Annotated in this window: 11 protein-coding genes and 1 pseudogene; 7 read left to right on the forward strand and 5 right to left on the reverse strand. The window is 59.5% G+C overall.

Annotated features, from left to right (window positions below):
• Positions 1 to 126: 126 nt before the first annotated feature.
• Both ACKVY0_RS27320 and ACKVY0_RS27325 read right to left on the reverse strand, forming a co-directional pair.
• On the reverse strand, positions 127 to 2,667 hold the full coding sequence (locus ACKVY0_RS27320) for a hypothetical protein (protein ID WP_409218044.1): 2,541 nt from the start codon (positions 2,665 to 2,667) through the stop codon (positions 127 to 129).
• A 210-nt stretch (positions 2,668 to 2,877) separates the two neighbouring features.
• Positions 2,878 to 3,051, reverse strand: a complete 174-nt coding sequence (locus ACKVY0_RS27325) for a hypothetical protein (RefSeq protein ID WP_409218045.1) — start codon at positions 3,049 to 3,051, stop codon at positions 2,878 to 2,880.
• A gap of 181 nt (positions 3,052 to 3,232) precedes the next feature.
• Here ACKVY0_RS27325 and ACKVY0_RS27330 point away from each other — a divergent pair, with 181 nt between their 5' ends.
• The 5 genes from ACKVY0_RS27330 to ACKVY0_RS27350 all read left to right on the forward strand — a co-directional run bounded on the left by ACKVY0_RS27330 (position 3,233) and on the right by ACKVY0_RS27350 (position 7,307).
• Complete coding sequence (locus ACKVY0_RS27330; protein ID WP_409218046.1) at positions 3,233 to 4,612, forward strand: UDP-glucose 6-dehydrogenase; 1,380 nt, start codon at positions 3,233 to 3,235, stop codon at positions 4,610 to 4,612.
• Positions 4,613 to 4,810: 198 nt separating this feature from the next.
• Positions 4,811 to 5,065: a hypothetical protein gene (locus ACKVY0_RS27335; protein ID WP_409218047.1), complete on the forward strand. Its 255-nt coding sequence runs from the start codon at positions 4,811 to 4,813 to the stop codon at positions 5,063 to 5,065.
• Entirely contained in the window at positions 5,065 to 5,355 is a 291-nt protein-coding gene (locus ACKVY0_RS27340) for an Asd/ArgC dimerization domain-containing protein (protein WP_409218048.1), read from the forward strand. Before ACKVY0_RS27335 ends, ACKVY0_RS27340 begins: the two co-directional genes overlap by 1 nt.
• Before the next feature lie 62 nt (positions 5,356 to 5,417).
• The gene (locus ACKVY0_RS27345) at positions 5,418 to 6,062 is read left to right on the forward strand and encodes a hypothetical protein (protein ID WP_409218049.1); all 645 of its coding nucleotides are present in this window, start codon (positions 5,418 to 5,420) and stop codon (positions 6,060 to 6,062) included.
• A 9-nt stretch (positions 6,063 to 6,071) separates the two neighbouring features.
• On the forward strand, positions 6,072 to 7,307 hold the full coding sequence (locus ACKVY0_RS27350; protein WP_409218050.1) for a hypothetical protein: 1,236 nt from the start codon (positions 6,072 to 6,074) through the stop codon (positions 7,305 to 7,307).
• A gap of 26 nt (positions 7,308 to 7,333) precedes the next feature.
• On the opposite strand, the gene ACKVY0_RS27355 is transcribed toward ACKVY0_RS27350, so the two are convergent.
• From ACKVY0_RS27355 to ACKVY0_RS27365, 3 genes are all read right to left on the reverse strand, one after another.
• Positions 7,334 to 8,512, reverse strand: coding sequence for a FecR domain-containing protein (locus ACKVY0_RS27355; protein WP_409218051.1), 1,179 nt, complete (start codon positions 8,510 to 8,512; stop codon positions 7,334 to 7,336).
• Between the two features lie 272 nt (positions 8,513 to 8,784).
• On the reverse strand, positions 8,785 to 9,936 hold the full coding sequence (locus tag ACKVY0_RS27360) for a FecR domain-containing protein (RefSeq protein ID WP_409218052.1): 1,152 nt from the start codon (positions 9,934 to 9,936) through the stop codon (positions 8,785 to 8,787).
• A gap of 187 nt (positions 9,937 to 10,123) precedes the next feature.
• Complete coding sequence (locus ACKVY0_RS27365) at positions 10,124 to 10,894, reverse strand: hypothetical protein (protein WP_409218053.1); 771 nt, start codon at positions 10,892 to 10,894, stop codon at positions 10,124 to 10,126.
• A gap of 116 nt (positions 10,895 to 11,010) precedes the next feature.
• On the opposite strand from ACKVY0_RS27365, the gene ACKVY0_RS27370 reads away from it, so the two are divergent.
• A complete protein-coding gene (locus ACKVY0_RS27370; protein ID WP_409218054.1) occupies positions 11,011 to 12,330 on the forward strand; it encodes an ISAs1 family transposase in 1,320 nt (439 codons plus the stop codon).
• Between the two features lie 38 nt (positions 12,331 to 12,368).
• Positions 12,369 to 12,639: pseudogene (locus ACKVY0_RS27375) on the forward strand (hypothetical protein); the annotation flags it as partial.

Here is a 12,639-nt window from a genome sequence, read left to right on the forward strand (position 1 = left end):
AGTTAGGCATGCCAAAGGGCGCGTACCGTTGTTACAACGGCACGAATCGCGATTCGGCTGGCAGGTTTGAGGTTCATCAGACGGGCGGAGAGTGGCTGCGATCATCCGAACTGCCAACGGGAATCTTCACACCAGCAGATTCGCCGCGCTTGATGGCTGTTCCGGTGGTTCATCTTTCCCCGGCAGCTCTGGGGGACGCAGCTTGCCCAACCATTGCTGCAGGGTGACGTCAGCCTCCCAGTCGAGCAGATCAGCGTCGCAGAACTTTTCCATCGCGCATTCTCCCAGCGCTCGATAGGATTCAAACTGGGCCTCGTCAAAAAACTGGTCGTCGGTGCTCTGATGCGGGAATTCGGGATGTTCGCGCCGGTAGTCAAGCACATGGGCCGGCTCGGTGCCGGTGACGGCCAGTTTGACGTAGAGCATCCAGCCTGCTGCCACACCGGCACCGTAGTCGATCTGCACAAGCAGACCATAGGCGGGACAGTTGCCGTCAGGCGTGAGCGCGAGACCGCGTGGATCAAAGTGCATGCGAATGCCGAGGTCGATCTCGGCGTAGCGCTGAAGGCGCACGAGATCGGCGCATTCCATCCCGGACTCCTGTCCACCATCCACACACACGATGAACTTCACGCGGCGGCGCAGCAGCTCGTACACCGCGAGGTTTTCGATGTGACCGCCGTCGGAGAGGTTCAGGTAACGGTTGTGCTCGTTCATCAGCCCGAACATCTCTTTGAAAAGGTATTTGGGACCAGGGCCGCGCAACCAGGGCAAGGCGGGTTTCAGCGCCGGGTTCGGCAGCCAGTAGCCGAGGCGTACATTCGTCAGCGTCATGAGCAGGCGCAGGCTGCTGAGCGTCCTCCAGCCCATGTTGGATGACGCGGCCGCGCCGGACACCGCCAATGCGGTGCCGAGATCGACATGGGGATCACGCTTTTCGATTTCCTGTGTCCTCACATAGCCGCACACGGGGCTGCCGCAGACTTGAGGACTGATCAGGAAGAAATCGCCGTTCCTGCCACGCAGCTCACGCGACTCGCTGGTGGTCAGGTTCACGGTGGTGTTGATCAAATGATACGGCGGCACGCGATTGGCACCGACCGCGGTCAAAGGCAGTTGCTGCAGCGTGCCAAACACGCCGGACTGGATCGGCGCGGGCTGTTTCTCCGCCGCCGCCGCCCCAAACAACAACTGCGTCCACCAACGCGCGACGGTGCGCACGAACCAGCCGGCCTCGTTGCGGTCACGGCTGGCCAGATAGCATTCACACAGGCGGTTGCGGTAGTAACCATGCGGCGAGTAGGTGTTCACGTTCACGCCCAGCCAGCCCCAGACGGCCAGCACCGCAGTGACGGAGGCCACTGACTGCCAGGACCAGGACGAGTCCGGCGTGTGCGTCATCAGGCGCCAGCCCACGGATAGAAACACCCAGACCATAAGCGCCGGGCCGGATACGAGGAAGGCAAAGTGGGTCACCTTTTTCTTCCACCCGGGTTCTTCGAGCTTCATCGAGATATAACCCGTCACGGAGGAGAAAAACAATCCAGCCGCCGCGAGGATCGCATCCAGCCGGCCCTGCAACTGCTCGAACTGCGCCAGCACGTCCAGACCTTCACGCGTCATGCCGTAAATGCGAAACAGCGCCGGAGACAGCCACAGGCCCAGCGCGACGAGTGAAAACAGCAGCGTGAGCAGCGTCAGCACATCCCAGCTCACCCGCCAGGTGGCGTCCGTGCTCGCGGGGCGGTCCCCGTGTGAGATGGTCTGAAATACCGGCATCAGCAGCGTGAACACGGTCAACACCGAGAACGCCGCTACGACCACGCATGAGGCCGGCGTGTGCCAGCCTGGAAACCACGCGGCCTCGATGGATTCCCCCAGCGCCATGAGGCTTTCAGCCGAAGGCATGCCAGGCAGGCTAAACATGCCGCCAAACACCTCCTCCATGTTGCGCAGTCCTGTGAGCAATTCTTTCGGCTCATCCACCAGCCACACCGCCTTGCCAAAATAACCGTGCGCCTCCAGCACCTTCATCCCCAGCGCGGCCAGCAGGGTCAGCGGCAACACCAGCATCACATTGAAAATCACCCCAGCCAGCACTTGCCCTGCCACGGCCAACCTGCCCCACAAGCCGCCATTGAGCAGGTAGCGGCTGTTGTTGCGCAGATGCCGGATCGCGGTCGATTCACGACCGTTCTCGGCGGCGAAAGCCGCCTTAAAACGCTGCTGCGGCAGATCACCCGGCTGCTCGTCCTTCACCGGGCCGCCCGTGCCGAGATAGCAGCTCAAAAAACTGCCGAAGTAGCCGCCACCGGACACGGTGGAGAGATAATCAAACTGGTGCAGCAGCTTGCGACGTTGCAGCACCTGCGCGATGCCCAGGCAGAACGTCGCTGAACGTATGCCACCGCCAGAAAACGCCAGCCCGCTCACCTCCTTCAGCTCCGTGCCCGGATCTTGCCCCGTGAGCAGTGCGCGCCGCTCAAGGATCGCCTGCTGTTCCAGCGCATTGATGTCGTCTGCGGACAATGCTTCTGGAAATCCGGCCTTGAATTTGACCTGGGAACCAATGCCCGGAAGCAGCGGAGTGCCCGGCTGCTTTTGGCTCCTCAGCGTCTTGTCGGAGGTTGTTTTGGCCGTGGCGGCGGGTGCAGTATCTTTAATCATGAGTGTGCGTGGAGTTTGCGATTTATACTCCGCGTCATCAAGTTTTGTGAACTCTCGATGTGAAGCGGACGGAATTTAACTGCTGCCAAGACGCTGATGGAAGAGGGAGGCTGAAGTCCATACTTGGCCGACGTTTTCGAATCCCATGGTGTTTGGAGGTGGTTAGGGGTGGATGCGAGGCTGGCGGGAAGTGTTCCCGCCAGAATAAGATCAATACTTGGTCTCGATGGTTTTGCCGCAGGTCTTGTCCCGGACCACGTTGAAGGTAAGCGTCAGGGGGGCGGCTTTGTCTGGCTCGCTGGGGAAAAACCGACCTGCCATGAAGCCGAGATTCGGCTTCAAAGAGGACAGGCCCCAATTTTTCAGGAAGTCGCCACGCTTCATGGCTGAGATTGTGATGAAGTCCTGAAGGCTTGGCAAGCACCGCCTGCCTATGAAACGAAAATTATCCTAACTCGCTCAGCCAGAACCTGATTCCGCCGAAAAATGTCTTTGTCCGATGGACTCCACCGCGCCTATGCCTATACCTGCGCGGCCTCCAAGCTCCAACCTACCCCTTCCCACTATGAGAATTTGCTGCATCGGCGCCGGCTATGTCGGCGGACCCACCATGGCGATGATCGCCGCCCAATGCCCTCACATCCGCGTGGATGTGGTGGACCTCAACGCTGACCGCATCGCGGCCTGGAACTCCGACGAACTGCCCATTTATGAGCCGGGCCTTGAAGATCTCGTCCGTCAGGCGCGTGGCAGGAATCTGTTCTTCTCCACCGCCGTCAAAGAGTGCATCCACGATTCCGACATCATCTTCGTCAGCGTGAACACGCCGACGAAAACCTTCGGTGTCGGCGCGCACAAGGCGGCGGACCTGCGGTTTGTCGAGTCTGTGGCGCGCACCATCGCCGAAGTGGCCGAGGAGCCAAAGATCATCGTCGAAAAGAGCACCATCCCGGTGCGCACCGCGCAGGCCATCCAGACCATCCTCGGCGCGAATACCAAAGGGTTGCAGCATCAGGTGCTCTCCAATCCTGAATTCCTCGCCGAAGGCACTGCCGTCGTCGATCTCGGCAATCCCGATCGCATTCTCATCGGCGGTGAGCAGACCGAGGCCGGACTGGCCGCCATTGAGTCGCTTGTCAGCGTCTATGCCAACTGGGTGTCGCGTGAGCGCATTCTCACGACGAATTTGTGGTCTTCCGAGTTGTCCAAACTCGTCGCCAATGCCTTCCTGGCTCAGCGCATCTCCTCCATCAACAGCATCTCCGCTCTCTGCGAAAAAACCGGCGCGGACGTCGATGAAGTCGCCCGCGCCATCGGCTCCGACTCGCGCATCGGCTCGAAATTTCTCAAAGCCTCCGTCGGGTTCGGCGGCTCGTGCTTCCAGAAGGACGTGCTTAATCTCGTCTATCTCTGCGGCCACTTCGGTTTGCCGGAAGTCGCCGCCTACTGGGACCAGGTCATCATCATGAACGACTGGCAGAAGCACCGCTTCTCTGAGCGTGTGCTGCGCGCGCTGTTCAACACCGTCACCGGCAAGCGCATCGCCGTGCTCGGCTTCGCATTCAAGAAGGACACCAACGACACCCGCGAATCCGCCGCCATCTACATCTGCCGTGACCTGCTGGAAGAACGCGCCTCGATCTCGATCTACGACCCCAAGGTCACCACCACGCAGATCTGCAAAGATCTCGCCATCCAGGCCGACGAACCCAACGTGGAGTTCGCCACCAGCGCCGCGCAGGCCGCCAAAGGCGCGCACGCACTGCTGGTGCTCACCGAATGGGATGAATTCCGCGCCCTCGACTTCGAAGCCATTTATCAAGTCATGGTGAAACCCGCGTGGATCTTCGACGGCCGCAGCCTGCTCGACCACGACAAGCTTCGCCAGATCGGCTTCAAGGTCTACAGCATCGGCAAGCCGCTCCCGCAAGAAACCACAACGTGATCCAGCAGGCTCACGCCCACTCCTTCTGGTCCAGCATACCTGTGGATGACTCTCGCTGACTGCAACGGACTCAGTCCAGAGGGTGCTCATGCCTCATCCGACCTGAATCTCAGTATGACTTGGCATGAAATGAGAAAACGTGCAGGAAGATGCGGGCGATGAGTTTCGCCGGCGCGGCGGCGCACCCGCTGGCTGTATTTGAACGCCACCTGCGGTGCGGAGAAGCGGCATTATCAGCATCGTGTCGGCAAAAAAGCGCCGCTATTTCTGCCAGTGTCGCGTGGCGTCGCGGCAGAGTTGCAGAAGCAGAACAACATCGGTCAGGCGCAGGTGAAAATCGTGCCGAATGCGGCTGACACCGTACGCTTCAAGCCATTGAGCGCGCAAGCACGGAAAATCTGGAGTCGCGGAAAATCTGGCGTGCCGAACACTACGTGCCTGAAAATCATTTGATGGCGATTTCCGCCGGTGGCGAATGGGCGCGTGAAGTGCTCAGCAAGGCCCCCGGCCTCGACATCCTCGACGATCCCGCAAACAAGGTCTATCCGCTCGCCCTCGACATCGCCGGTCGCGACAATTGCGCCGTCGGCCGCCTCCGCCTAGACTGTGCCCTCGACAACGGCCAGGCCTTCTGGGTCGTCGGTGATCAGCTCCTCAAAGGGGCTGCGCTGAACGCGGTGCAGATCGCGGAGTGTTTGCTGAGCATCTCTTTCTTCTTGTCAGACTCTTGGAAGCCCCTGTAGTCTGCGGGCAAGGATTTCTGGAAACTTATTTAGCCGGATTTTCTGCAAATGCCTCCTGCCACATGAAGAACGCCGTCATCTGCTTGTTCGCCATTCTTGGAACATTCATTCCAGGCAGTCTATTCGCTCAGGCGCGGCAGATTGATGTAGTCATTGAGATTTACGAGATGCCAAACGCCTCCGCCTTCGCGGTGCAGAAGGTGTTTGCCACTGGCACTGCGGCGGAGCGCAAGGCGCTCGCGCAAAGGCTGCGAGCGAAAAATTTTCCTGGTGGGGTCAAGGTTTCCGCTGTGCTCACGGGCAAAGGAGCAGCGGACCAAAAGCTTAAAATGGGTACACCGCCTGAGAAAGGTGTGCCGACTGAGATGCGCTACGGCACGGAGTTCGACTTCGATGGTACGCCGAGGGCCTTTAAAAAACGCGAACTGGGTTGGATGGCTGAATTGGAGGCGACAATGGCTGCGGATGCCGTCCAATACGCAATCGTTGCTTCAATTCAGTTTACGCAGCAGGACGGCAGCGGGAATTTTAGCCTCGCGGGGGGGGGGAACATGCAGCAGCCGTACTTTGTCAGTCAGAGATGTATTCTCAGCGGCACCGTAGCGGCCGGGGAACCCAAACTTGCAGCCATCTTCACACCGTTTCGTGAAGGGCTGCCTGCAACTTCGCTTGGCGTGATCCTAGTGACCGTCTCGCCAACAAAATAACCGGAAGCAATGAAACTCACATCATCTCATGCAGCACTGCCTTGTGTGGCATCATGTTTTCTCGTCAGCATGCTTGGTTTTTTGGTGGAGACATCTGCTGTTAGCCAGGATCTATGTGTCGAGGTTTACGAGCTGCCACAGGCCAATGCTTATGCCTTGCAGAAGGTGTTTCTCGAAGGCGGCATCCCGGACCGGCTGCGAGTAATGGATGTGCTGCATTCAGCCACGCCTCCGTCTGGCGTGAAGCTCATCGCCGCAGCGCAATGCGTCAGCAAGTCCGGCACCCGTGTCACGTTCTCGTCAGCCAAGGAATACATCTATGGCATCGAGTTCGACGCCGGACAGGGCACCACAGTGGTGGTCCCGACAGCCTTTGAAATGAGGACGGTGGGAACGGAAGTAGAAGCGGAGTTGACTGGCAGCCAGCCGCAGGGTTTGGGCTTCTATCTTGCCACGGTGAGTGTGAAGAGCGTGGACCTTACGGGAAAAAATCCCAACCCCGCCGCCGCTGGTCTTGTGCCCATTTTTATCAGCAGCGACGTCGTTACCAATGCGAGTATGACTGCTGGTGTTCCATGTCTTCTAGGCATGTATGCGCCGCATCCTGACATTCGGTCTGGATCGGTGCTGCGCGCCGTCATTGCCACAGTCCCCGGCCCGCCTGCTGCCGGGCTGGCGACGCCGCAGTTTGATGCCTGTGTCGAGGTTTATGAAATGCCCTCTGCCATGGCGGCGGCATTCAAACAATCCTTCGATACTGCCCCCGAAGGTGCGCGTTCTGGCCTGCTGCAGCAGACACGGAACAAGGCCGCCGCCGGCGGGTTAAAGACAGTGGCATTCGGGCATCGCGCTTTTCGTTCAGGCGTGCGATCGACGTGTGGTTCGGTCAAAGAGTTCTTTTATCCAACGGAGTTCATTACTCCTGGAAACCTTGCACCGGCAAGTTCTGTTATGGCTAAGTTGGGCTGCCAGATGGAACTGGAAATCACAGCCGCTCCGACGGGGCAAACTTTCAATGTGACGACTGTTTTTACGGACACCGAAAGGCTGAGTCCAGTCAAGGATACGGCTTTGAAACCGGACGCAAAAGGCCTGCCGGTGAAGCCAGTCTTCAGCACCACCAACGTCAACACCACCGCCAGCATCACCTCAGGCATCCCTGCCATGTTGAGCATGTACGAGACGGTGCGCGGCGGCGGTACATCACGCCTGCTTTTTGTCACCGTCCATGCTCGGGAAAAGTGACTGCGGCAGCTTCCTGCGGCTCATCTTTACTTCTTGCGGGAAAGCAGGATGAAGTCACGCATTTCCACCAAAATATCACCCTTCCCTTTGGCCGCCCGACGAGGGGCTTTCTGATCTTCGGTGTCGAAAACAAGGCTGGCGCTCATTTGTTCGTTTCGACCCGAGACCCTATTAAGTAGCAGGGCACACTCGTTCCACTCTGTGGGGCCGCGTTTTGATGCGTTGTTTTTGGAATCAATCCATTTGTCGCCATTGGAGGAAACCATCAGCTCCTTTGCCACGCGGATCTGAAAGCGGATGGCGATGACATCTTCAGGCTGTAGAAGATTATAGATGGCCATTTTCAAAACTCCTGGTGCGACAACGGACATAGAGCCCGCCTTGAGACGCAGCACGCCATCGTTTGAAAGTTCAAGCTGTGCGGTGCCCATGCGGTCAGGTGTGCAGACCACAAGCGGACCGATCTTGGCCATGTCGCTTTGATCCTGCAGAGTGGTCAAATCACCGCGCAGGAAGTATCGCAAGATTGACCCTGGCGCATCCGACCCGGATAACGCCAGCGGTGATTCAACCAGCGATATCTTGTCATAAAGAGAAGCGTCTGCCAGCTCTTGCTGGGACATTGCGCGCGCGGCAGGCACCTGACCTTGAATGATGGTGACTGCCTGGCCTGCCTTGAGCAACAGAGGTGTGCCGCCATTGCCACTGAGGACGGCGACCGCCCCCTCATGGGCACCCACCGTGTCCCTGCCATTTTCCGAGACCACAAAAAACTTTGTGCCCTTCACTGCCAGCAAGGCAGCAGGAGTCTTGAGCCGAAATTCACTGTTCTGCCGCTTCTTGATCTCAGCCGCATCGATGTTGAGAAAAAGACGGCCCTTGAGCATCTCCAGGCTGTGCGTGCTTTTCGCATCAGGCATGCGGATGGCGGAGTTTGCCTCCAACCGCGCTGCACCCAATGTGCCCAGGAGCATGGCGTCCGAGCCATCTGGGCCGGTGACGATCTCGCGGATTTCCGGTGCTGCCGTCTTACCCGGACCAGATGCGGCTCCCGGCTGGCTGACTCTCTGAACCGTGCCGCTGCTGGCCAGGGAGAGTGCTTGAGTCACCTTCGCAACAACGGGTGCTTGGCCGCAGGCTGAGGAACTGCCATAGGCGCACCAGAGTGAGACGGTTGCCAAGATACGAAGCGGCGCGAGTTTCATATACTGAACCCTGTCGCAGCACATAAATGCGATCAAGTGGAATGGGTGGCGGTGGTGGAGGAAAGGGGGCATGGGAAACGCCAAGCATCGAAGCGCTGGCTGGACTACGGAATCTTTGGCTCGAACCTCCGCATGGACTGCGCTCTCGACAATGGCCCCGCCTTCTGGTTCGTCGGTAGTCAGCTCCTCAAAGGCGCTGCGCTCAATGCGGTGCAGATCGCGGAGTGTTTGTTGTGACCGGCCTTAATCGTAATCGGAACTTGTTGTCCTGATCACTGATCCTCGGTGATCAGGGTGAGTCCGGTGATCTCAATGATGGGCTGAAGTTCCGGTTTGATGGCATATTGACGAAGGCTGCTCACCATGCCGCACTCCAACGCCAGCGGGGAAGGCAGTTTCTTCGCCTGCATGCGATCTAATGGCACCACCACCGTCCACTCACGATGCTCATCGGTTCTGAGAGCTTCATTGCTGGTTCCTTTGAACGGCATGAAATGCCCGAACCGGCTTTGTCTCGCATCCTGGGAACGCAAGGACAATGACAGGCCGGTGCCCCCCATGGTAAGACCGGGGAGATTCCATGACCTGACCACCATTTCCAACGCCACAGCCTTGCGTTTGATCCGCCGCACATCGAGTTCGAGTTCAGGTGCCACTTCCGACACCGGACGGGCGTTGTAGGCCGCCATGTCCAAGGCAAACTGATACTCGGTGCCCAGCTTGTTGCCGGGGCTGAAGCTTTTGGTGCCTTTGCCATAGGGGTGCTGCGGCTGCTTCCACTCTGCCTTCAGTGGCTCACGTTTCAGCCGCGTTTCAGCGTAGTTCACATCCAGCTTTTTCTCAGCCACTGTCAGGGCGCGTGGTTTAGAGATTTCCATGCCACTGATGGTCACGACCTGTCCTGCAACGATCGCCACTGAAGTTCCCGTGACGGGATGATAAACGATAACCGCGCCTTCATGCACACCCACCAGATCACCCTGCGCGGTCGTCTCCGAGAAAAACTCCGTGCCTTTGACCGCGAGGAGCGCGGAGGGTGTTTTGAGCCGGAAGGTGGCCGGGCCGCGTTGTTTGACCTGCTCGGGGTCGATGTTCAGGAAGAGCCGTCCTTTCAGCAATTCAAGATTGTGGCCGAGGCCTTCTGCCTCCGACTGCTTCTGAGGCGGCAGTTTGGGGTCGGGCTTCGCGGGCAGCCGCACCTCCGTGTTCTCATCCATCTTCACGACGCCTGCGGTCGGGATCACGATGATCGCCGAGGACGCGGGGCTGGTGCCCGCGCCAGAAAGGCCGCCAGCCACCACCACGCCCGTGTGCTCCTTGGCCTCACCCAGATCAGCATTGATGACGCTGCCCTTGCCCGCCGCCGTGTCGGCCTTGACGGTGCCTTTGGGCGACAAAAGAAGCATCTGGTCTGTGGGAACCACGCCGCGGGAATACCACGGAGGGCTTTTTACCTGGGCACTGGCGTTTTCCGCACCCAAAAACAGCCACATGATCAGCAAGCCTGCGCTCTGAAAGAATCGCTTCATGCATTAGAGAGTTGCCGTGGCATATGCGGACGTCAAGCACCTGCCATCTGACATTCAAATGCAGGAAGTGTCTGGAGAGGCCTCACGGCGGCAGGATCAGAAACCGAAAGTCGGACAGCTCAGCATTGAACTCCTGAGTGTTGCCGCGCGAAGGTACGTCAGGCAAATCGAAGTCCACGTTTAGCCGCAAATCTCCCGTGGTGCGCCATGATTTGACGGCGGGAACGGGAACGAGTACCCAAGCGGGAGCGGCATCTGCAAGCGCGGACGAGGCGGCATTGCGGGCATCATTGCGCATGAATTTCATGCGTTCACCGCTGCCGCCCCAGGCCATGGTGATGGCGGTCATGCCCTGGCTGCTCACCTTGAGCAGCAGGGCGAGTGGTGGCGACTGGTCGAGAGGCTTGGCCTTGCCCTGAAGGGAGAGATTGCCGACACCATGGAACAACTGGGTCTGTAACAACGGCTTGCTGAAACGATAGCGGATGATGCCGACAGACGCCTGATCCGGCAACGTGCTGGTGCCGAAGGAATTCGAATGGGTGGCATCGTAGGCCTTGAACACACTCCAACTGAGAAACCCACCCTTCACCGCAGGCGGTTTCTGACCGGGGGCGACCGCGTCCACCGGCATCTGTGTCAGCAGCGGCGGGTATTCGGTTTGATAAGCTTTTTCATCGTCTGTGAATGGCTTGGCCGGGGTTATCTGGCTGTCATTGACGATGGCGGCCTCGCCGGGATGCAAGGTGAGCGATGATTTGCCATCGGATGTGGTGATCATCACCTCGCCTTCGTGCACGCCGATGACGTCCGCACCGTCCTGGCTGATGGCGAAGAATTTCGTACCCTTCACGGCGAGCAATGCGGCAGGTGTTTTCAGATGGAACTCGCCAGTAGCACGTTGTTTGAGGTCGGCGGCGTTGATGTTCGGACTGCGTTGAGGATGAACTGACTCGTTACCATGATCTGATGCGTGAGCATCATTACCTCAAAGGCGGACGTAGCGCCGGTGACACGCTGCGCTACATCGCCGAGATCGATGGCCGCACGGTGGCGCTGCTGACCTGGGGCGCTGCGGCTTATAAGCTCAAAGACCGTGACAATTGGATCGGCTGGAACCTCGGCCTGCGCAAACAACGACTCAAACTCGTGGTGCAAAACCGCCGCTTTTGCCTGCTCACTGCGCCCGGTGAGCAGCCCAACCTGGCCTCCCAAGTGCTGGGGGCTTGCCTGCGTCGCTTGCCTGCGGATTGGGTGCAGGCTTTTGGTTATCGGCCGCTGGTCGCGGAGACGTTTGTCGATCCTCAATACGCTCAGGGCACCTGCTACAAGGCGACCAACTGGCAGCAGCTTGGCGTCACGGCGGGCAGTGGTCGCCACGCACGGGATTTTTATCAACAGCATGACCGCCCGAAGACGCTCTGGTGCTTGGAACTGGTGCAAGGTGCGCGCCAAAAACTCGCTGATCCTGCGCCGCTGCCTGCGGAGTGTCAGCAGGGCGTCATCACGGGTGCGGTCATGGGCACGGCGGCTAGCGCGGCGACTTGCAAGAGCCTCATGGCGCTCTTTGCGCAACTGCCTGATCCGCGTGGCTTTGGCGGCAGGCGTTACCCGCAGAGGCAGCTCTTGAGCATCCTCGCGCTGGGCATGATCTGCGGCTGCCAGACGCTGCAGGCCATCGTCATCCTGGGGCAAAGTTTGAGCCAGATGCAACTGCGTGCGCTGGGTGGCATCAAGCGCAAGAAGACCGGCGTTTATGAAGTCCCCAGCTACAACGCCTACTACAACCTCATCGGTCAGATGGATGCCGTGGGCTTCGATGCGGCGCTGTGCGCGTGGCTCAGTGCGCATGAGGGGAGCCTGCCGCGTGACCTCGCGCTGGATGGCAAAGTGCTCTGTGGCACCGCCGATGCAGACGGGCATCGGCTCGCCCTCATCGCCTTGATTGAAAACCAAACCCAGCGGCTCGTCGCCCAGCAGCCCACGCAAGTCATCCACGGCGACGCCGGCTCCAAGCAGGAAGGCGAGCTGACGGCGGCGCGGCGACTGCTGCAAGGCGTGCCCTCACTGGATCATGCCACCATCACAGGCGACGCCATGTTTGCGCGCAAGGACATCGCGCAAACCATCGTGCAGGACAAAGGCGGCGACTACCTGCTCGCGCTCAAAGACAACAACCCCACGCTGGCAGCCGAGGTGCGCCAGCGCTTCGAGCAAGCCATTGAGCCGCCAGCGACAGGCCCAGAGAATCCAGCGAGAGAGCACCCTTTTTTTGGCAAGGCGAAGTAGAAAACGAGCACGGGCGGCTGGATCAACGAAAAGTCTGGGTGCTGCCGACGACGGCGGAGTCGACGGGCTTCCCGCATGCCAAAAGCATCGTGCGCACGCTCACCGAATCGCTGGAGGAGGACGGGCGAGAGCCGCAACTGCGCGACTGGATCAGCAGCCTGGAAGCCGAGGCGACCGGAGCGCAGCGCTTCGGCGGGCTGGCGCGTGGGCACTGGAACATCGAAAACGGCAGCCATCGCCAGCGCGACACGCTGTGGCGGGAGGATCACCAGCGCATGAAGCATCACGGACGCGCGCACATCCTCGCCA

Source organism: Prosthecobacter sp., assembly GCF_046154365.1.
Classification (GTDB): domain Bacteria; phylum Verrucomicrobiota; class Verrucomicrobiia; order Verrucomicrobiales; family Verrucomicrobiaceae; genus Prosthecobacter.

What these genes read in the sequence shown, in the direction of transcription:
- ACKVY0_RS27370 (WP_409218054.1), top strand. Translation starts at nt 11,011, where the DNA reads ATGCGTGAGCATCATTACCTCAAAGGCGGACGTAGCGCCGGTGACACG.
- ACKVY0_RS27320 (WP_409218044.1), bottom strand. Translation starts at nt 2,667, where the DNA reads ATGATTAAAGATACTGCACCCGCCGCCACGGCCAAAACAACCTCCGAC.
- ACKVY0_RS27345 (WP_409218049.1), top strand. Translation starts at nt 5,418, where the DNA reads ATGAAGAACGCCGTCATCTGCTTGTTCGCCATTCTTGGAACATTCATT.
- ACKVY0_RS27325 (WP_409218045.1), bottom strand. Translation starts at nt 3,051, where the DNA reads ATGAAGCGTGGCGACTTCCTGAAAAATTGGGGCCTGTCCTCTTTGAAG.
- ACKVY0_RS27355 (WP_409218051.1), bottom strand. Translation starts at nt 8,512, where the DNA reads ATGAAACTCGCGCCGCTTCGTATCTTGGCAACCGTCTCACTCTGGTGC.
- ACKVY0_RS27330 (WP_409218046.1), top strand. Translation starts at nt 3,233, where the DNA reads ATGAGAATTTGCTGCATCGGCGCCGGCTATGTCGGCGGACCCACCATG.
- ACKVY0_RS27350 (WP_409218050.1), top strand. Translation starts at nt 6,072, where the DNA reads ATGAAACTCACATCATCTCATGCAGCACTGCCTTGTGTGGCATCATGT.
- ACKVY0_RS27340 (WP_409218048.1), top strand. Translation starts at nt 5,065, where the DNA reads ATGGCGATTTCCGCCGGTGGCGAATGGGCGCGTGAAGTGCTCAGCAAG.